The 17,978-nt window shown below is 69.5% G+C and carries 20 protein-coding genes and 1 other RNA gene; 14 read left to right on the top strand and 7 right to left on the bottom strand.

What is annotated here, in order from left to right; all coding sequences use genetic code 11:
• From cofC to cofG, 3 genes are read right to left on the bottom strand one after another with little or no spacing between them, the layout of a single operon-like run.
• Nucleotides 1–591 carry a 2-phospho-L-lactate guanylyltransferase gene (gene cofC / locus H9L21_RS12190; protein ID WP_187411513.1) on the bottom strand — a complete coding sequence of 197 codons (591 nt, stop codon included), beginning with the start codon at nt 589–591 and terminating at the stop codon, nt 1–3.
• A complete protein-coding gene (locus H9L21_RS12185) occupies nt 584–2,008 on the bottom strand; it encodes a flavin-containing monooxygenase (protein WP_187411512.1) in 1,425 nt (474 codons plus the stop codon). Before H9L21_RS12185 ends, cofC begins: the two co-directional genes overlap by 8 nt.
• The gene (gene cofG / locus H9L21_RS12180; protein ID WP_154596671.1) at nt 2,005–4,182 is read right to left on the bottom strand and encodes a 7,8-didemethyl-8-hydroxy-5-deazariboflavin synthase CofG; all 2,178 of its coding nucleotides are present in this window, start codon (nt 4,180–4,182) and stop codon (nt 2,005–2,007) included. Before cofG ends, H9L21_RS12185 begins: the two co-directional genes overlap by 4 nt.
• Nucleotides 4,183–4,397: 215 nt before the next feature.
• Here cofG and H9L21_RS12175 point away from each other — a divergent pair, with 215 nt between their 5' ends.
• The 7 genes from H9L21_RS12175 to H9L21_RS12145 all read left to right on the top strand — a co-directional run bounded on the left by H9L21_RS12175 (nt 4,398) and on the right by H9L21_RS12145 (nt 10,539).
• Nucleotides 4,398–4,871 (top strand): copper chaperone PCu(A)C, encoded by a 474-nt coding sequence (locus H9L21_RS12175; protein WP_154596672.1) that lies wholly within the window; start codon nt 4,398–4,400, stop codon nt 4,869–4,871.
• 4 nt (nt 4,872–4,875) lie between these two features.
• Entirely contained in the window at nt 4,876–6,045 is a 1,170-nt protein-coding gene (locus H9L21_RS12170; RefSeq protein ID WP_154596673.1) for a Dyp-type peroxidase, read from the top strand.
• A 55-nt stretch (nt 6,046–6,100) separates the two neighbouring features.
• Nucleotides 6,101–6,790, top strand: coding sequence for a cell division ATP-binding protein FtsE (gene ftsE / locus H9L21_RS12165; protein ID WP_187411511.1), 690 nt, complete (start codon nt 6,101–6,103; stop codon nt 6,788–6,790).
• Between the two features lie 5 nt (nt 6,791–6,795).
• The gene (ftsX, locus tag H9L21_RS12160; protein WP_154596675.1) at nt 6,796–7,710 is read left to right on the top strand and encodes a permease-like cell division protein FtsX; all 915 of its coding nucleotides are present in this window, start codon (nt 6,796–6,798) and stop codon (nt 7,708–7,710) included.
• Nucleotides 7,711–7,821: 111 nt separating this feature from the next.
• Nucleotides 7,822–9,162, top strand: coding sequence for a M23 family metallopeptidase (locus H9L21_RS12155; RefSeq protein ID WP_154596676.1), 1,341 nt, complete (start codon nt 7,822–7,824; stop codon nt 9,160–9,162).
• A 34-nt stretch (nt 9,163–9,196) separates the two neighbouring features.
• Nucleotides 9,197–9,670, top strand: coding sequence for an SsrA-binding protein SmpB (gene smpB / locus H9L21_RS12150; RefSeq protein WP_154596677.1), 474 nt, complete (start codon nt 9,197–9,199; stop codon nt 9,668–9,670).
• The gene (locus H9L21_RS12145; protein WP_154596678.1) at nt 9,667–10,539 is read left to right on the top strand and encodes an amidohydrolase family protein; all 873 of its coding nucleotides are present in this window, start codon (nt 9,667–9,669) and stop codon (nt 10,537–10,539) included. The genes smpB and H9L21_RS12145 overlap by 4 nt, the downstream gene beginning before the upstream one ends.
• A gap of 3 nt (nt 10,540–10,542) precedes the next feature.
• On the opposite strand, the gene H9L21_RS12140 is transcribed toward H9L21_RS12145, so the two are convergent.
• Entirely contained in the window at nt 10,543–11,094 is a 552-nt protein-coding gene (locus H9L21_RS12140; protein ID WP_154596679.1) for a YdeI/OmpD-associated family protein, read from the bottom strand.
• A gap of 131 nt (nt 11,095–11,225) precedes the next feature.
• Between H9L21_RS12140 and ssrA the strand changes: the two genes are divergently transcribed.
• Nucleotides 11,226–11,597: a transfer-messenger RNA gene (gene ssrA / locus H9L21_RS12135) on the top strand.
• A gap of 67 nt (nt 11,598–11,664) precedes the next feature.
• Here ssrA and H9L21_RS12130 read toward each other — a convergent pair.
• Nucleotides 11,665–12,750 carry an NADH:flavin oxidoreductase gene (locus tag H9L21_RS12130; RefSeq protein WP_222865781.1) on the bottom strand — a complete coding sequence of 362 codons (1,086 nt, stop codon included), beginning with the start codon at nt 12,748–12,750 and terminating at the stop codon, nt 11,665–11,667.
• Between the two features lie 61 nt (nt 12,751–12,811).
• Between H9L21_RS12130 and H9L21_RS12125 the strand changes: the two genes are divergently transcribed.
• Together H9L21_RS12125 and H9L21_RS12120 are read left to right on the top strand one after the other, a co-directional pair.
• Nucleotides 12,812–13,213, top strand: coding sequence for a pyridoxamine 5'-phosphate oxidase family protein (locus tag H9L21_RS12125; RefSeq protein ID WP_154596680.1), 402 nt, complete (start codon nt 12,812–12,814; stop codon nt 13,211–13,213).
• 42 nt (nt 13,214–13,255) lie between these two features.
• A complete protein-coding gene (locus H9L21_RS12120) occupies nt 13,256–14,044 on the top strand; it encodes an MBL fold metallo-hydrolase (protein ID WP_187411510.1) in 789 nt (262 codons plus the stop codon).
• An 85-nt stretch (nt 14,045–14,129) separates the two neighbouring features.
• Here H9L21_RS12120 and H9L21_RS12115 read toward each other — a convergent pair whose 3' ends face one another.
• Both H9L21_RS12115 and H9L21_RS12110 read right to left on the bottom strand, forming a co-directional pair.
• Complete coding sequence (locus H9L21_RS12115; RefSeq protein WP_146827219.1) at nt 14,130–14,333, bottom strand: cold-shock protein; 204 nt, start codon at nt 14,331–14,333, stop codon at nt 14,130–14,132.
• Between the two features lie 180 nt (nt 14,334–14,513).
• Nucleotides 14,514–15,542: an NYN domain-containing protein gene (locus tag H9L21_RS12110; RefSeq protein WP_154596681.1), complete on the bottom strand. Its 1,029-nt coding sequence runs from the start codon at nt 15,540–15,542 to the stop codon at nt 14,514–14,516.
• A gap of 162 nt (nt 15,543–15,704) precedes the next feature.
• On the opposite strand from H9L21_RS12110, the gene H9L21_RS12105 reads away from it, so the two are divergent.
• The 4 genes from H9L21_RS12105 (at nt 15,705) to H9L21_RS12090 (ending at nt 17,961) form a co-directional block, all read left to right on the top strand.
• Entirely contained in the window at nt 15,705–15,869 is a 165-nt protein-coding gene (locus tag H9L21_RS12105; protein ID WP_195849054.1) for a Flp family type IVb pilin, read from the top strand.
• A gap of 226 nt (nt 15,870–16,095) precedes the next feature.
• A complete protein-coding gene (locus H9L21_RS12100; RefSeq protein ID WP_187411509.1) occupies nt 16,096–16,281 on the top strand; it encodes a Flp family type IVb pilin in 186 nt (61 codons plus the stop codon).
• A 112-nt stretch (nt 16,282–16,393) separates the two neighbouring features.
• Entirely contained in the window at nt 16,394–16,783 is a 390-nt protein-coding gene (locus H9L21_RS12095; RefSeq protein WP_230081625.1) for a TadE family protein, read from the top strand.
• An 83-nt stretch (nt 16,784–16,866) separates the two neighbouring features.
• Nucleotides 16,867–17,961: a pilus assembly protein TadG-related protein gene (locus tag H9L21_RS12090; RefSeq protein WP_187411508.1), complete on the top strand. Its 1,095-nt coding sequence runs from the start codon at nt 16,867–16,869 to the stop codon at nt 17,959–17,961.
• Nucleotides 17,962–17,978 lie beyond the last annotated feature (17 nt).

Below are 17,978 nucleotides of genomic sequence, written 5' to 3'. Positions count from 1 at the left end.
TCAGGACACGCGGCCGAGCACCGCGGAGGTGCGAGGTCCGAGGGCGCCGAGGAGGTGGTCGGCCCGATCCACGTCGCGACGCAGCGTCGACCACGAGGGCACGGGCAGCTCGAGGAAGCCCGCCTCACGGTGACGGCGCCACGAGTCGGGACCGAACGCCTCCGGCAGGTCGCCCTCCCGAGCCGTGAGCAGTGTGGTGCCGTGGCGCTCCTCGTCGGGCACGGCGCCCAGGCGCGTCTCCTGCGCCAGCTCGAGGGCCTGGGCGAGGTCCTCCGGGCGCAGTCCGGGCAGGTCGCCCAGGAGGACGGCCCGCCGATCGCGGGGGATCGTGGCGAGGCCGTCGGCGACCGCTGCGGCGATCCCGCGCGGGGCGGACTCGACGACGATCTCGACGCCGGGCGCGTCGATCGTCGGGTCCGCGGTGACGACCACGACGCGCGCCACCTGGGCCGCCGCCTCGATGGTGTCCAGCGCGATGGCGCGCGCCAGCGCGACCCGCTCGACCCCGGGGATCTCGAGGCGCGACTTGCCCAGCTCGGTCGGCTTGACGGGGATGACGACGGTCCAGACGCGTCGCCGCCGGTCACGCACCGGCAGACTCCACGACGCCGAACGGTGCCGGGTCGAAGGAGCCGAACCGGTCGCGGAACTCCTGTGCCTTGCCGGGCCAGAGCAGCACCTGCCGGCCGGACCGCTCGTCGACGTACCAGTTGTGGCAGCCGGAGATCCACACGGTGGAGCGCTCCTGCAGCTCGTCGACGTACCGCTGCTCGGCCTCGAACGAGACCTCGAGCGGGCCGTGCGCGGTCCACGGCAGCGCCGAGGCCACGTAGTCGGCCTGGGCCTCGATCATGAGCACGGCCGAGTTGTGCGCGAGCGTCGCGTTGGGGCCGTCGAGGACGAAGAGGTTGGGGAAGCCGTGCACGGCGGTCGAGGCGTACGCCCGCATGCCCTGGGACCAGTACTGGTCGAGCGAGATCCCCCCGCGGCCCCTGATCAGCTCGGCGTAGGGCTGGCGCGTGGTGTGGAAGCCGGTCGCGGCCACGACGACGTCCACCTCGTGGCGGGAACGATCAGCCGCGACCACCGCGCGGGGCTCGTACGCGGTCAGGGCACCGGGGACGTGGCGCACGTGCGGCATCCGCAGCGTCGAGTAGTAGTCGTCGCTGAACAGCACGCGCTTGCAGCCGAACTCGTGGTCGGGAGTCAGCGCCGCTCGCAGCACCGGATCGGGGACCTGGGAGGCGAGGTGCCCCAGCGCCCGGCCCCGGGCCTCGGCGCGGCCGTCGCCGGCGCGCTGGGCGAAGACCTCCTCGGTCTCGCGCATGAGGTCGGCGCGCAGTCCGGCCAGCCGATCGGGCTGACGCTCGAACAGGGCGATCTCGGCCTCGGCGTAGGCACGGTCGCCCTTGGGCAGGATGAACGGGGCGCTGCGCTGCAGCACGACGACGGACTCGGCGCGGCGCGCCAGCTCGGGCACGATCTGGATGCCCGAGGCGCCGGTGCCGACGACGGCCACCCGGGCGCCGTCGAGATCGAGGTCGTCGTCCCAGCGGGCCGTGTGGACGACCGGGCCGTCGAAGGTGCCCGGGACCTCGGGCAGACGCGGCTCGGTCAGCCGGCCGGCGGCCATCACGAGGACCTCCGCCTCGACCCGTCCGCGTGAGGTGGTCAGCTGCCAGGCGTCGCCGTCCCAGTCGGCCGACTCGAGCCGGGTCGACAGCATGATCCGGTCGGCGACCGGGGCGGCGGCATCCTGCAGGTACTCGAGGATCTCGGCGCCCGGCGCGAACACGCGGCTGAAGCCCGGGTGGGCGATGTCGGAGTAGCCGTACAGGTGCGCCGGGACGTCGCACGCGACACCGGGGTAGCGATTGTCGTGCCACGTCCCGCCGATGCCGGGACGGCGCTCGAGCACGACGAACGACTCACCCGCGGCGGCCAGCCGCCGGGCCATGGCCACGCCCGCGAACCCGGCGCCGACCACCGCCACCCGGACGCGGATCACGGGGCGACGCCGTACGTCGTGGTGCGCAGGCGGAGCTGGCGGCCGAGCTTCCTGGCGATGCGCTCGGCCGTCTCGACGGTCAGCTCCTGGCCGAACTCGACGCCGGCCTCGGGCAGCACCCGGCCGTCGTAGAGCGTGCCGCCGAGATCGTCCGCGCCCGAGCGCAGCACGAGGATCGCGCCCTCGACGCCCAGCCGGGTCCAGGCCGCCTGGACGTGGTTGACGCTGCCGTGCAGCATCAACCGGGCGACCGCGTGGACGGCACGGTGCTGGTCGTCGCTGTGGTCGCCGCCGGGGAACGCCATGGGCACGAGCTCGTTGAAGCCACCGGTGTCGGACTGGATGGCGCGGAGGCGGCGCAGGTGGCGGACGCGCTGCAGCGGCGACTCGCCGTGGCCGTAGAACAGCACGGAGGTGGAGTGCAGGCCCAGTCCGTGCGCGGCGCGGATCGCCTCCTCCCAACGGTCGACGGGAAGGTCGGCGGGGAAGTGCTCGGCGCGATACGCCTCATCGAGCACCTTGACGCCCGTCCCAGGGACGGTGTCGGCACCTGCCGCAGCCAGCGCCGCGTACTGCTCGGCCACCGTGCGGCCGCTCCGCCGAGCGCCGTCGATGACGTCGGCCGGGCGGAAGGCGTGCAGGTGCAGACCCGGAGCGGCGGCGCTGGCGGCCCGCAACATCTGCTCGTAGACGTCGTCGGGGGTGTCCGGACTCGCCGTTCCCTGGATGCACAGCTCGGTGGCACCGAGATCGACCGCGTCGGCGGCGACCTGCGCGACGAGAGCCGGGTCGGTCACCTGGTCCGAGCCGAGGTTGCGGTTTTGGACGAGGGAGACCGTGGCGCCCGCGACGGAGCGCCGCAGCTCGTCGGCCAACCCGGTCAGCCGGTCGAGGTCGGGCCCGGTCGCCGTCAGGAGCCGGACGTACTCGTCGTCGCTCAGTCCGGCGGGGTCCTGCTCGGCCCGCGCGAAGAGGTCGCGGTGACCGGTGCCGGTGGTGCGCGGCGTCCGCTCGCCCGCGGCGGCGAGACCGTCAGCGTCGGCGAACGCGAGAACGGCGTCGTGCAGCATCGGGTCGATCCAGGTGTCGCGGTCGCGGATGTAGTGCGGGTGCACCGTGAGGCGCTCACGCAGCTCGTAGCCGGTCGCACGGGTGAGCTCGGTCAGCTGGTCGACCTGGGGCCAGGGACGCTCGGGGTTCACGTGGTCGGCGGTCAGCGGGCTGATGCCGCCCCAGTCGTCGATGCCGGCCGCGACCAGGCGGGCCAGCTCGCCGGGGTCGGAGAGGTTCGGCGGCGCCTGGATCCGGGCGTCGGGGCCCAGCACGATGCGGGTCGTGGCGACCGCCGCGATGTACGCATCGGTCTCGGCGTCGGCGACGCCCTGCATCGCAGTGGCCGGCTTGGCGCGGAAGTTCTGGATGATGACCTCCTGCACGTGACCGTGGCGCTCGGACACGTCGCGCAGGGCGAGGATCGAGTCGAACCGCTCCTCGAGCGTCTCGCCGATGCCGATCAACAGGCCGGTCGTGAAGGGGATCCTGAGGCGGCCGGCGTCCTCGAGCACCTGCAGGCGCAACGCCGGATCCTTGTCGGGCGAGCCGAAGTGGGCCTGTCCGGGCTCGGCGAACAACCGGTGGCTCGTGGTCTCGAGCATCATGCCCATCGAGGGTGCGGTCGGGCGCAACCGCTCCAGTTCGTCCGCGGTCATGACGCCGGGGTTGAGGTGCGCCAGCAGGCCGGTCTCCTCGGTGATCCGGCGAGCCAGGTGCCCGACGTAGTCCAAGGTCGACGCGAAGCCGTGCTGGTCGAGCCACTCGCGGGCGACGTCCCAGCGGTCCTCGGGACGATCGCCGAGGGTCAGCAGCGCCTCCTTGCACCCCAGCGCCGCGCCCTGGTGCGCGATCGCCAGCACGTGCTCCTCGGAGAGGTAGGGCGCGATGCCCTTGCGCTCGAGCTTGCCGGGGGTGTCGACGAAGACGCAGTAGTGGCAGCGATCGCGGCACAGGGTCGTGACGGGGACGAAGACCTTGCGGGACCACGTGACGACTCCGGGGCGACCGGCGCGGGCCAGGCCCTCGTCGCGGATCCGCCCGGCCTCGCGGACCAGGTCGTCGAGGTCGTCGCCGCGGGCCGAGAGCATCGAGGCAGAGACCTCGGATGCTTGCAGACTCATGTGGACTCCCCGCGCGCTGACTCGTTCACACCCTAGCCGCCGAGGCCGCGCGGGCGACCGCTGGAACCGCGCCCGGCAGGATCATCCGAGGCCCGGCGCTGCCGTCCCGGCGTCGGGGTGGACCAGGCGTGTGCGGGTTCCCCTCAGCGCGGCTGAGGCCCGGATCACGCCCAGGCCAGGGTTTCGTCGACCCTCGCCGACGTATCCTGAAGGGCGTGTTCCGTCGAATCTTCCCCGCGCTTCTGGCTGCCCTCCTGACCCTCTCGGCGTGTGGTGATGGCACCGGCGACGCGCAGGGCGGGGCGGACGGCCTCGCCGTGGCGGACGCGTGGGTGAAGGCCACCGACATGAACATGAGCGCGGCGTTCGCGGTGCTCAGCAACAGCGGTGACGAGGACGTGGAGATCGTCGGCGTCACGACCGATCTGACCGACCGTGCCGAGATCCACGAGACCGCCGACGGTGCCATGCGCCCGGTCGAGAGCGTGACGATCCCCGCGGGGGAGTCCCTGCGGCTCGAGCCCGGTGGCGACCACCTGATGCTGATGGACCTCACGGATCCGATCGAGCCGGGTCAGGAGGTCGAGCTGACGCTCGAGCTGGGTGACGGGTCGACGTTCGACATCACCGCCACGGCCAAGGACTTCGCCGGCGGTGCCGAGGACTACGAGGGCGGCAAGGGGCACTGAGGTCATGAAGCGTCGCGCTCTCTTCGGAGGGGCTGCGGCGGTCGGTGCCGCCGCCGTCGGGGGTGCCGCACTGGGCGCGGCCGCGACCGGCGCGAACGCCGATCCGGAGCCCACCGGCACTCGCTCGGTCCCGTTCCACGGACGCCACCAGGCAGGCATCGAGATGGAGCCGCAGGCCCATCAGAGCCTGCTGGCGCTCGGCCTGCGCGACGGTGTCGATGCCGCCGCGATCCGTCGGCTGCTGACCCTGCTGACCGACGACGCCCGTCGGCTCACCGCGGGACGGGCGCCGCTCGCCGACCTCGAGCCGGAGCTGGCTGCGGTGCCCGCCCGGCTGACCGTCACGTTCGGGTTCGGTCCGGCGCTCGTCGCGGCGGTCCGTGGGGCCGCCCGGGTGCCGGCGTGGCTGGGGCCGCTGCCGGAGTACCGCACCATCGACCGTCTCGAGGAGCGGTGGAGCGGGGGAGACCTGCTCCTGCAGGTGGCCGCCGACGACCCGACCACCATCGCGCACGCCCTGCGCCTGCTCGTGCGCGACGCCCGCGCCTTCGCCTCGGTCCGGTGGCGTCAGGACGGCTTCCGCCACGCCGCGAGCAGTCACCGGCCCGGCACCGCGATGCGCAACCTCTTCGGACAGGTCGACGGCACCGCCAACGAGGCCCCGGGCTCGGCTGGGTTCGACCGCGTGGTGTGGCGTGACGACCCTGAGCCGTGGCTGGACGGGGGCACCACGCTCGTGGTGCGACGCATCGCGATGAACCTCGACACCTGGGACGAGGTCGGCCGCGAGGGTCGTGAGTTCTCGATCGGCCGGCGACTGGCCGACGGCGCGCCCACCACGGGCGGGAGGGCGTCCGACGACGTCGACCTCGAGGCGGTCGACGAGCGCGGCTTCACCGTGATCGGGCCGTCCGCCCACGTGCGCCGGGCCCGCGCCGGAAACGACCGACAGCGCATCTTCCGGCGCGGCTACAACTACGACGACGCCAGTGGAACAGGCCTGATCTTCTGCTCGTTCCAGGCCGATCTGGAGCGTCAGTTCCTGCCGATTCAGGCCAGACTGGCCGAGCAGGACGCCCTCAATGCCTGGACGACGCCCATCGGATCGGCGGTGTTCGCCATCCCCGCGGGCGTCCGTCCGGACGGGTTCGTCGGTGAGGCGCTCTTCACGTGACGCCGTCGCGTCGACGTCCGAGGAATCATCAGGTGCCCCACCTACACTCGATCGAGTGATTCGCTTCGACAAGGTCACCAAGACCTACCCCGGCCAGAAGCGTGCTGCCCTCGACCACGTCGACCTGGAGATCACCAAGGGCGAGTTCGTCTTCCTCGTCGGCTCCTCCGGTTCGGGCAAGTCGACCTTCCTGCGCCTGATCCTGCGTGAGGCCCGGCCCACGTCCGGCCACGTCTACGTCGCCGGCAAGGAGATCAACAAGCTCTCCAGCTGGAAGGTGCCCAAGCTGCGCCGCCAGCTCGGCACGGTGTTCCAGGACTTCCGCCTGCTGCCGAACAAGACGGTCTTCGAGAACGTGGCCTACGCCCTGGAGGTCATCGGCAAGCCGCGCGACGAGATCAAGCGGCTCGTCCCCGAGACACTCGACCTGGTCGGTCTCGACGGCAAGGGGCACCGCCGCCCCGACGAGCTCTCCGGTGGCGAGCAGCAGCGCGTCGCGATCGCCCGTGCCTACGTCAACCGGCCGATGATCCTCATCGCCGACGAGCCCACCGGCAACCTCGACCCCACGACCAGCGTCGGCATCATGAAGCTCCTCGACCGGATCAACCGCGAGGACACGACCGTCCTGATGGCCACCCACGACTCCTCGATCGTCGACCAGATGCGCAAGCGTGTCATCGAGCTCGACGAGGGCCGCGTGATCCGTGACGAGGCCCGCGGCATCTACGGCTACGAGAACTGAGACCCATGCGAGCGATCCTCAACGAACTGCGCGCGAGCCTGACGCGCAACACCTCCATGACGATCTCGTTGATCGTCACCATGAGTGTGTCGCTGCTGCTGGCGTCCCTGGGCCTGTTGATCCAGGCCCAGGCCGAGCGCACCGAGCAGTACTTCGGCGACCGCCTGCAACTGCAGGTCAACCTGTGCACCAAGAACTCGCCGGCCGCCACGTGCGTCGGCGGCGCGGCCACCGACGAGCAGAAGCAGGCCGTGCAGACCGCCCTGCGGGACAACCCCGAGGTCAAGACCTTCGACGTGCGCACGCCCCGGGAGAACTACGCCCAGGCGCGCGAGCTGCTGGGCCAGACCGACACCGGCCGCAAGCAGCTCGAGACTCTCGGCGTCGACTCGTTCCCCGAGTCCTACTTCGTGACCCTGAAGGACCCGCAGCAGTTCGACGGTGTCGTCAGCGAGGTCTCGGGCATGGACGGCGTGGGCAACGTCAACTCGCTGCGCGACCTGCTCGGGCCGCTGTTCGAGATGCTCGACAAGATGCAGTGGGCCGCCCTGGCCACGGCCGGGCTGTTGATCATCGCGGCGATCCTGCAGGTCTCCAACACGATCCGGATGACGGCGTTCGCCCGTCGCCGCGAGATCGGGATCATGCGGCTGGTCGGCGCGTCCAGCTGGCACATCCAGGCGCCGTTCGTGCTGGAGTCCCTCGTGGCGGCGATCATCTCGGCGGCCCTGGCGGCCGGCGGCATGGCGGCCTTCATGCACTTCGTGGTCTACGGCTACCTGCGCGACACCCTGGGCCGGATCACGACCTGGGTGCGCTGGGAGGACGCCTTCCTCGTCATGGGCATGACGACGGTGCTGGCGCTGCTGCTGGCCCTGGTCCCGACGTTCGTCATGACCCGCAAGTACCTCGACGTGTAGTGACACGCGCGGTGGCGGTGCTGAGCTCAAACCCTCAACCTCTGCCGTAGAGTCGCTGACGTCAGTTCGCACGATTCCGTCCCCTGCGGACACTTCCCCGGATTCGAGACCATGACGAGATTGCGCAAGACCCTGCTCGCCCTGACCCTCAGCATCGCGCTGGTGGCCGGCTTGAGCGCGCCCACGTTCAGTGATGAGAAGGATGACGTCAAGCGCGAGCAGCGCAAGAACGAGCAGAAGCTCAAGGACGCCCAGGAAGAGGTCCAGGAGTCCACGAAGGCCGCCCGCGACGCCAAGCGTGCGCTCGACCGGGCCTCGGCCCGACTGTCGGTCGCCGAGACGAAGCTGGGCCAGACGCGCGGCAAGCTCGCCGTCGCCCAGGCCGAGGACGCCCGCCTGCGGGCCGAGCTGGACAAGGCCGAGGCCGAGCTGCGATCGGCCGAGGCACGCCTCGAGGCCGCGGAGAAGGAGCTCAAGCAGTCGCGCGGGGCCGTCGAGTCCTTCGCCGTCGAGCAGGTCATGGCCGGCGACACCGGCCTCAAGGCCTTCGGCGATCTGCTGCGCGGTGCCGATCCGGGCCTGTTCTCCGAGCAGATGAGCGCCAAGACCTCCATCGGCGACGCGCAGGTCGCGGTCATGCAGGAGTTGGCGGCCTCCGAGGTCATGCTCGGGATCGAGCGCGACAAGGTCGAGCGGTTGCGCGACCAGGTCGCCGACCAGAAGCGACAGGCCGAGGCCGTCGTGGTCCAGATGCAGGCCCTGACCGCGCAGGCCCAGGCGCAGGCCGCGTCCGTCGCGCAGCTGGTGTCGGCACGCGCCGGCGCCAAGCGCACCGCCGATGCCACCTTGGTCGAGGACCTCAAGCTCCAGGCCGAGCTCGAGGCCGACCGGGTCCGCCTCGAGAACCAGCTGGCCGAGATCGTCCGCAAGGAGCTGGCGGCCGCCGCGGCAGCAGCGGCCCGCGCCCGCAAGAAGAACAAGGGCAACGGAGGCAGCGGCGGAGGTGGCGGCTCCAGCAACAGCGGCGGAGGCGGCGGCTCCGGCACCGGTGACTCTGGCGGCGCGCTGAGCCGCCCGGTGCCCGGTCCGATCACGTCCCCCTACGGCATGCGCCGGCACCCCATCACGGGCGTCTACAAGCTCCACGACGGCACCGACTTCGGCGTCGGCTGCGGCGTCCCGATCCGCGCGGCCGCGGGCGGCAGGATCGTGTCGCAGTACTACAACGGCGGCTACGGCAACCGCGTCATCCTCAACAACGGGGTCAAGCGGGGCGTCAGCGTCATCACGACCTACAACCACCTCTCCCGGTATGCCAAGAGCACCGGTGCGAAGGTGAGCCGCGGCGACATCATCGGGTACGTCGGGTCCACCGGGTACTCGACCGGCTGCCACCTGCACTTCATGGTGCTGGTCAACGGCCGCACGACGCAGCCGATGAACTGGCTCTGACCTGTCACTGGCCCCGACCTGACAGAATGGTCGAATGGCCAAGGAGACCGGTCGCAAGATGATCGCGCAGAACAAGAAGGCGCGGCACGACTATCACATCGAGGACACCTACGAGGCCGGGCTCGTCCTGACCGGCACCGAGGTCAAGTCCCTGCGTCAGGGTCGTGCCTCGCTCGTCGACGGCTTCGGTGAGATCGATCGCGGTGAGGCCTGGCTGTTGCAGGTCCACATCCCGCAGTACGACAACGGCACGTGGACCAACCACGAGACCCGCCGGCGTCGCAAGATGCTGCTGAACCGCCACGAGATCGAGAAGATCGAGCACCGCACGCAGGCCAAGGGCCTGACGATCGTGCCGCTGAGCCTGTACTTCAAGGACGGGCGGGCCAAGGTCGAGATCGCGCTCGCACGCGGCAAGAAGGAGTACGACAAGCGCCACGCCCTGGCGGAGCGTCAGGCGTCGCGTGACGCCGAGCGCGAGGTGGGCCGGCGCCTCAAGGGCATATGACCTGGCAGGACGCCGATCTTGCCGCGTACCTCGAGCGGCTGGGCGTCCCGGGGATCGTCGACGTCCACGTGCACTTCATGGCGCCGCAGGTGCTGGCGAAGGTCTGGGCGTACTTCGACGCCGCCGGTCCCAAGCTGGGCCGGGCCTGGCCGATCCACTACCGAACCAGCGACGAGGAGCGGGTCGAGACGCTGCGGGCGCTCGGCGTGCGCCGGTTCACCGCCCTGTCCTACGCGCACAAGCCGGGCGTCGCCGGGTTCATGAACGACTGGCTGGCCGGCTTCGCCGAGCGGGTGCCCGACTCGGTGCGCTCGGCGACCTTCTTTCCCGAGGCCGAAGCGGCCGAGTACGTGCCCGCGGTGATCGCCGACGGGGTCCGGGTCTTCAAGGCGCACCTGCAGGTGGGGGAGTTCGCCGCCGACGACCCGCTGCTGGACCCGGTCTGGGCGGCGATCGAGGAGGCGCAGGTCCCGGTCGTGCTGCATGCCGGCTCGGGCCCCATGCCCGGCCCGCACACCGGCCCGCAGGGGGTGGCGCAGGTGCTGCGGCGCTTCCCGCGGCTGCCGCTGGTGATCGCCCACCTCGGCATGCCCGAGGTCGACGCCTTCTGCGACCTGGCCGAGCAGTACCCGAACGTCAGGCTCGACACGACCATGACGTTCGTCGACTTCTTCCCAGACCGGCCGCCGGTCGACACGCAGCGGCTGCTGCGCCTGCAGGACCGGATCGTCTTCGGCTCGGACTTCCCCAACATCCCGTACCCGTACGCCCATCAGGTCGAGGCACTCGACCGCCTCGGCCTGGGTGACGACTGGATGCGCGCCGTGCTCTGGGACAACGGCGTCGAGTTGCTCGGACCTGTCGGCTGAGCGTCAGGCGTCCCCGGTCAGTGCGTCGACAGCCCGCGCGACCAGCCGCTCCCGCGCCTGGGGGGTCCCGGCCTTCAGCAACGGGAGCACGATGGCGTACTGCGCGGTGCGGCCGAGTTGTCCGAAGGCCTCGGCTGCACGCGGGTTCGCGGCCAGCGCAGCCGTGAGGTCGGGTGGCACCTCGGAGTCCGCCTGACGCACGTATGCGGCGTCCCAGCGGCCGTCGGCGCGTGCGGCGGCGACCTCCGCCCGCCCCGCCGCGCGCATCCGGCCGGCGGCCTCGAGCGCCTCGGCCCGGGCGACGTTGAGCTGCGACCAGGGACTGCGTGGACGCCGGGGCGAATAGCGCTGCAGGAACGAGACGTCATCGAGTGAGCGGCGCACGCTGTCGATCCAGCCGTGGCAGAGCGCGCCGTCGAGCGCCTCGCCGATCGTGATCAGCGCCAGGTCGGCGTTCTTGCGGCGGATCCGCAGCCAGGCCTGCGGTGCGCTGTCGTGGTGCTGCGCCAGCCACCCGTCCCACGTGCCGACGTCGCCGAACTCCAAGACGTCCATGACCCCACGCTATGTCGACGGCTGCCGACCGGGCTCCGGGAAGCCGAGATCACCCGATGGAATCTTTCCGTCGTCAGGACGTTGTACCCTGATGACGCCGGTTCGGTTTGCCGGCGGTTGACAATTCCAGAGGGGCTGATCGGTTTCGACTTTGGTCGTTCGATTTCAGGAGAAGCGGGTAGAGAAGGCAACGTCAACTCTCAAACGTTCGTTGCACACCAATAAGTGCCGATTCCAATCGCACTGACTTCGCCCTCGCCGCCTGAGGCGACTCGCGAAGGGTGGGCCCGGGAATGTCCTCGTCCCGGATTGTCCACCTCATTCAGAGGACTTGCTGATCTGACCGTGTAGCGGGGTCGGATCGGGACTTTTTCCGCTGCTGAGCCTGTCGGTGACGCGTTCGTCCGAGCACCGGGGCTGAGAAAAGCGACAGACGAACTGCACCCGGAGAAGACCTGTCTCAGCGCCAGAGGACCCGGGTTCGATTCCCGGCAGCTCCACCAGCCCAGCCCTCATGGACCTCAGGGCCACCTCGTTCTCGAGGTGGCCCTGAGTCATGTCCGCTCGCGATCAGGCGACGAAGTCGTCCCAGCCGTCGGCGAGATAGTCGATGAACGCGGCGCCCAGGTGCTCGGCCTCGAGGCGTTCGCGGCTGAACGGCTGCGGATCGCTGACGAAGTCGGGATCGGCCGCGACCCGCTGCGGCAGGTCGTGGTGGATGATCGCGGCGGTGCCCACGGTGACGAAGTCGGCGCCGCGCTCCAGGCACCAGGTGGCGTCCTTCGCGGACAGGATCTTGCCCGCGACGCCCAGTGCCGTGCCGTGGCGGGGCAGGTCCATGAAGCGATCGATCAGCAGTCCGTCGAGCTCGGTGTCGCGGGGTGCCTTGGCCACGTCCCACAGCGACAGGTCCACGTAGTCGGCCTCGCCCGAGGCGAGCAGTTGCTCGACCAGCGTCGTGGCGTCGTCGACGCGCATGCCGTAGCCCTCGGGGGAGACGCGCACACCGACCTGGAAGTCGGGTCCGGTCGCCGCGCGGATGCCGGTGAGCACCTCGCGCAGGGCGCGACTGCGGTTCTCGAGCGATCCGCCGAACTCGTCCGTCCGGTGGTTCTTGCGGGTGTCGAGGAACTGGCACAGCACGTAGCCGTGGGCGCCGTGGATCTCGACGCCGTCGAAGCCGGTGCGCTCAGCGCGGACTGCCGCGGCGACGAAGTCGTCGATGACGCGCTTGACGTCGCTCGTCGACAGCTCCTCCACGCCCCGGTCGCGGTCGGCCCACGGGGCGACCGTCGCCATTCCCGTGACCGTCGAGTCGGCGCGCATCCCGCCGTGGTGCAGCTGCACCGACGAGACCGCGCCGGCGTCGCGGATGGCGTCGGCCAGGCGGCGCAGGCCCTCCTCGTGGCGCGTGTCGCTGATGCCCAGCTGGCCCTGCCAGGCCTGACCCTCGGGCGAGACGTAGGCGGCGGCGGTCATCACGAGGCCGAACCCGCCGCGTGCTCGGGCGACGAGCCATTCGTGCTCGTCGTCGGAGAGGGTCCCGTCCGGGTGGCTCTGCTTGTTCGTCAGGGGAGCGAGCGTCCAGCGGTTGGGCCACGTGGGACCGTGCGGGAGTTCGAGGGCAGTGGCCAGTGAGGCGGCTGTGGTCGGCACCCCGTCACTCTACGAGCGGGCCCCCGAGGGCGCGTGGGGCGTCCTTCGTCATGATGGGACCATGACCGACATCTGGCTGCCCGAGGGCGACTTCCTGGCCGATCGTCATCTGGCGACCCTGTCGACGATCGGTCCCGGTGGCCGGATCCACGTCGTCGCCGTGGGGTTCACGGTCTTCGAGGGGATCGTGCGGATCACGACGATGGACGGCAGCCAGAAGGTCCGCAACATCGAGCGGGACCCCCGCGCGACCGTGGCTCAGGTGGCCGGCCCGCAGTGGCTCAGCATCGCGGGCTCGGCGCAGGTGCTGCGTGACCGCGAGTCGATCTCGCTGGCCGAGCGACTGTACGCCGAGCGCTACCGGCCGCCGGCCGAGAACCCGAACCGCGTCGTCATCGCCATCACGCCCGAGAAGGTCATGTCCTCGCCCGGCCTGCGCGGCGAGGCGCCCGCGCACGACTGAGCGAACTCGTCGGGCACGTGCGCACCCGTTACCGTTCGGAGCGTGGAGGCGCTGCTGCTGGGGACCGGATCGGCCGACGGATGGCCCACGCCGTTCTGCCGGTGCGACTCCTGCATGACGATGCTGGCCGAGGGGATCATCCGCACGCCCACGAGTGTGCTGCTCGACCGGCGGATCTGGATCGACCCCGGCCCTGAGGCTCCGCGGCAGGCGTTGCGCGCGGGGGTCGACCTGGTCGACGTCGACACGGTGCTGATCTCGCACGCACACAGTGACCACCTGGATCCCGCGTTCCTGCTGCACCGCAGTTGGGTCGACGACCGCCCGCTGACCGTCTACGGCCCTGCACCGGCGATCGACCGCTGCCGCGACTGGCTGGCGCCGGACCAGACGTCGGTGCGCCTGGTGACGGTGACGGCGGGCGACCGCTTCACGGCCGCCGAGCATCGCGTCACCGTCGTGCGCGCGGCGCACGAGGCGCTGGGGGAGGCCGTTCTCTACCGGATCGACAGCGACGAGCGATCGGTGCTCTACGCCTGTGACACCGGGCCGTGGGCGCCGGGCGCGCTGGAGCAGATCGGCGGGAGCCGGCTGGATCTGGTGCTGCTGGAGCAGACGTTCGGCGACCGGCTCGACCTGGCGGGGGAGCGTCACCTGGGAGTGCGGACCTTCGAGCAGGCGGTCGCGGACCTGCGGGGGAGCGGAGCGGTGGACGAGCGGACGCGCGTGATCGCCGTGCACCTGAGTCATCACAACGCGCCCGACGTGGAGGCGCGGTTGGCGATGCTGGGTCTGGAGACCGGACGCGACGGTCAGCTCGTCACGCTCTGATGCCCTGGGTCGAACGGGCCCGGACATGGAGAAAGCCCCCGCCGGAGCGGGGGCTTTCTCGGAGTTCTCGTGTTGTTGAGAAAACTCAGATCGCGCGGATCTTGGCGGCCTGCAGGCCCTTCTGGCCCTGCGTCACCTCGAACTCGACCTTCTGGTTGTCCTCGAGCGAACGGTAGCCGTTGCCCTGGATCTCGCTGAAGTGCGCGAACAGGTCCTCGCCGCCGTCGTCGGGCGCGATGAAGCCGAAGCCCTTTTCAGAGTTGAACCACTTCACAGTTCCGGTAGCCATGCTGTCTCCTTGGGAGGTAATGCGCACTCGTGAATCGCGTGCGACTAACTAGATGTCACGCGTCACTTCGAACCAAAGAGAAAACCGAACAGCCTCAAACGAGGCTCGACCATCAATCTGCCGAGTCATGCCATGCAACAACAAGATTGACTCTACTGCACGACACCTGAAAGCACCAAATCAGTGCCCCGGACGTAGTCGAACCTTGCGCGTCTGGTTGTCCTCATCGACCTCGACGACGGAGTTACGCGACTTGAGAAAGTCGGTAAACGTCTTGAATCCCAGCTCTTTTTCGTTGAACGAGGAGTCCATCCGCTTCATCTGGCTCTTGACGGTGCCCGAGTGGGTCCACTCCTCCTCGGGATCCTTCTCGCCCAGCAGACGCAGCGCGCGCAGCAGCAGTCGGGTGGCCTGACGGGCCAGGGCCTGCTCGTCGTCCTCGTCGTCCTGGCTGCCGCCGGCCGGGACGAAGATGGGCTGGAGCCTCGGCTCGGTCGACACGGGGATCTCGATGGACCTCGTGGCCTTCGAGGGCTCGGCGTCGGTGGACGCCTCCACCTCGGTCTCGGCCTCGGTCTTCGGGCTGCCGCTCTTGCGCGTGCCGCGGCGGGCCGACTTCCTCGGGGCGCGCGGGGAGGCCTGCTCGACCTCCTCGTCGTCGCCGTTCTGCGTCAGGCCCGGCAGGTTGTCGTACGTCAGCAGCTCGTCACACGCCGCCGCGAGCGAGCGGCTCGTGGCGCCGGCGACGCCGACGGCCACGACGTAGCGGCCCATGCGCTTGAGTCGCTGGGCCAGCGGGATGTAGTCGGAGTCGCCCGCGGCGAGCACGACGGTGCCCACCTGCGGCATGCGTCCCATGTCCTCGAGGGCGTCGACGGCCAGCCGGATGTCGGCGCCGTTCTTCGAGCCCGAGGCGGGGAACAGCTGGACCAGATCGATCGCCCGGTCGACGAGCTGCTTCTTGTAACGCACGTTGAACGGCATCGACCAGTCGGCGTAGGCGCGGGTCAGTGCCAGGCGGCCGAAGGACGACGCGTAGTCGAGAATCGCGTGGACATCGATCTCGGCCTGCCGCAGCTTGGCCTCGTCGAAGCCGGCGTCGCGGTCCTTCCAGAAGGACTGTTTGCCGTGCACCTGGTCGTATCGCGAGATGACGATGTTGTCGAAGTCCAGGTAGACGGCGACAGCGGAGTCGCTCGAGTTGGTCATGGGTCCAGTGTGCCCGGCCGCGGTCAGGCAGGTGGTGTCGCGGGGGTTCGGGCGTTGCCGTGATTCGTTCCCGAGGTCGAGAAACGTGCAGTACCTTCATCCTCATCCATCACGCTGGTCCAACTGGGGCCACCGGACGGATCCGTCCTCGAAGGAGGCGCCGTGAGAGTGCAGCCCTGGATCGGGTCCAGTCCGGCCGAGCGCGGAGCGAGCGCTACCGAGTACGCGCTACTGGTCGCCGGCGTCGCCGTCATCCTCGTGGGGGTCATCGTCTTCTTCGGTGAGTCGCTGGCGGCCAGCTGGCTGGGTGTTGGCGCGCTTCTGTAGGTGCTTAACCCGGGATTCCAGTCCTCGCGGACATCCGGGCTGACGATTTGTCGCAGCCTCGGCTGAAACCCACCAGTCACATGCGTGTCGGTAGTCACATCGGACTATTTTCTCCGCTTAAGTTGTGTCTTTTCCCAGAAACCGTCACCAGTCTAATTGCGCCGCATTAGTTTCCCACTAGGGACTTCGCAGTATGCGAGTTCACCACGACACAGAGGAGAAACCCATGCTGCACATGTACAGCTTCCTGACCGCCTTCCTGGCCGAGCGCGAGGAGAAGGGCGCGACCGCCACCGAGTACGCGCTGATCATCGCCGGCATCGCCGTCGCCGTCGTCGGCGCTCTCGCCACCTTCGGCGGTCAGCTCACCGGCTTCTGGAACGGCCTGGGCGCCAAGCTCAACATCGCCTGATCCACGGTCTCAGAACCGAACAGGGTGTGCCGCGTCGCGACTCGCGGCGCGGCACACCCGTCCCGGGGCAATCGACCCCCCACCACATGACGTCCTTGAGGGAGGGAACGTGATGATGCACCTCACGACCTGGACACGACGCCCGCGCCGCTGGCGCGAGCGCGGTGTTGCGGCCGTCGAGTTCGCACTCGTCGTGCCCATCCTGATGTCCATCATCATCGGCATCGTCGAGTTCGGTATGGCGTGGACCTACCGCACCCAGCTCAACAACGCCACGATGGTCGCCGCCCGCAGCTACACGATGGATCGGGATTGGAACCTCGCCAAGGCGAACATCACCGGTCTGGCGCCCAGCGCGACGGTGACCAAATCCATCGACTGCACCGCATCCACCGCCGGGAGCGCCGTGACGGTGACGACCACGGTGGTCCGCCCGACCTACACCAAGCTATTCGGCACGAGTTTCACCTACAAGGCGAAGGGGATGGCCCAGTGCAACTGACCACCATTCGCCGAGGCGAGCGACGCCGCTTCGGTCTGCGCCGCAGGGAACGCGGCGCGACCATCGTGCTGGTCTCTCTCTCGATGGTCGTCCTGCTCGGGATGGCAGCCGTCTCGATCGACTTCGCCGTCGCCTCGGACGAGAAGGCCACCGTCCAGAACGCTGCGGACCAGGCTGTCTTGGCCCTGGCGACCGACTGCTCCTTGAAGAAGTCGACGTGCCTGCCGAGCACCGCGACCTATTACGCACAGCAGAACGCTGGTCCGTCTGCGTCCGTGACCACGATGAAGAACGGGGTCGCCAAGGCGCCGGTGTTTGACGACGGCAAGGTGACGGTCCGGATCACGAAGGACGTCAAGCACACGTTTGCACGGGTGCTTGGGGATTCGTCGAGCACCGTGCGGTCCGAGGCCACGGCCACGTGGAACACCGTTCCCTTGGTCGGCACGAAGCTCATCCCGATCGGTCTGCCGTATTGCGACTGGCTGGCTGCTCAGCCCGGCTCCGCCACCTCCCCCGGGGCGATGCGGACGTACCTCTGGGCCCGTTACAGCACGGCGGAATCCAGCTGTGCCGGCACCGGAGCCACCGCCCCGACGGTCTATGGCAAGCGGGGCTCAGCCTCCGGCTACGGCGCCGTCGGCCAGGCCATGTACTTCACGCGCTCGTTCTTCCCCGGCGTCAACACGAACTGCGACTTCAGCGCCAATCTCTGGGACGTCTACCGCAACATGCTGGACGACTGGTCCCTCATCACGGCCGATACCTGCATGGAGAAGAAGCTGGCCGGCGTGGGTAATGGCTCGGTCGTCATGATGCCGATTTACGCGGTAGAGAAGAAGTCGATCTTCTGGGGCTCGGTCACCTACTCCAGTCGCTTGGTCATCCTCGGCTTTGCACCGTTCAAGATCGACAAGTGGGTCAACTACCCCTTCCTGTACTTCGGTGTGCAGCCCAGCTTCTCCGCGCTGAGCTACACGAACCACTGCGACATGAAGTTCAACTTCGCCACCATCGGCGGCGGGTGCGCCGGCGTTCGCGGACAGTTCATCCGCTCCGCCGAGGGCGCACTCTTCAATGGCTTCACCCAGTACGGGTCGTTCTACAGCAACACCGGCTCGGGATTGAGCGGCGACGCTCCCAACCTCGGCCTCACCAACGTCAAGCTCGTCGAATGACTCGCTTCCCCCACTAC

It is taken from the genome of Aeromicrobium senzhongii, assembly GCF_014334735.1.
GTDB classification, from domain to species: Bacteria; Actinomycetota; Actinomycetes; order Propionibacteriales; family Nocardioidaceae; genus Aeromicrobium; species Aeromicrobium senzhongii.
This window is presented reverse-complemented; position numbering and strand designations above follow the sequence as displayed.

What these genes read in the sequence shown, in the direction of transcription:
- H9L21_RS12110 (WP_154596681.1), bottom strand. Translation starts at nt 15,542, where the DNA reads ATGACCAACTCGAGCGACTCCGCTGTCGCCGTCTACCTGGACTTCGAC.
- H9L21_RS12145 (WP_154596678.1), top strand. Translation starts at nt 9,667, where the DNA reads ATGACCTGGCAGGACGCCGATCTTGCCGCGTACCTCGAGCGGCTGGGC.
- H9L21_RS12115 (WP_146827219.1), bottom strand. Translation starts at nt 14,333, where the DNA reads ATGGCTACCGGAACTGTGAAGTGGTTCAACTCTGAAAAGGGCTTCGGC.
- H9L21_RS12100 (WP_187411509.1), top strand. Translation starts at nt 16,096, where the DNA reads ATGCTGCACATGTACAGCTTCCTGACCGCCTTCCTGGCCGAGCGCGAG.
- ftsX (WP_154596675.1), top strand. Translation starts at nt 6,796, where the DNA reads ATGCGAGCGATCCTCAACGAACTGCGCGCGAGCCTGACGCGCAACACC.
- cofG (WP_154596671.1), bottom strand. Translation starts at nt 4,182, where the DNA reads ATGAGTCTGCAAGCATCCGAGGTCTCTGCCTCGATGCTCTCGGCCCGC.
- H9L21_RS12140 (WP_154596679.1), bottom strand. Translation starts at nt 11,094, where the DNA reads ATGGACGTCTTGGAGTTCGGCGACGTCGGCACGTGGGACGGGTGGCTG.
- H9L21_RS12125 (WP_154596680.1), top strand. Translation starts at nt 12,812, where the DNA reads ATGACCGACATCTGGCTGCCCGAGGGCGACTTCCTGGCCGATCGTCAT.
- H9L21_RS12155 (WP_154596676.1), top strand. Translation starts at nt 7,822, where the DNA reads ATGACGAGATTGCGCAAGACCCTGCTCGCCCTGACCCTCAGCATCGCG.
- H9L21_RS12090 (WP_187411508.1), top strand. Translation starts at nt 16,867, where the DNA reads ATGGTCGTCCTGCTCGGGATGGCAGCCGTCTCGATCGACTTCGCCGTC.
- H9L21_RS12170 (WP_154596673.1), top strand. Translation starts at nt 4,876, where the DNA reads ATGAAGCGTCGCGCTCTCTTCGGAGGGGCTGCGGCGGTCGGTGCCGCC.
- H9L21_RS12095 (WP_230081625.1), top strand. Translation starts at nt 16,394, where the DNA reads ATGATGCACCTCACGACCTGGACACGACGCCCGCGCCGCTGGCGCGAG.
- smpB (WP_154596677.1), top strand. Translation starts at nt 9,197, where the DNA reads ATGGCCAAGGAGACCGGTCGCAAGATGATCGCGCAGAACAAGAAGGCG.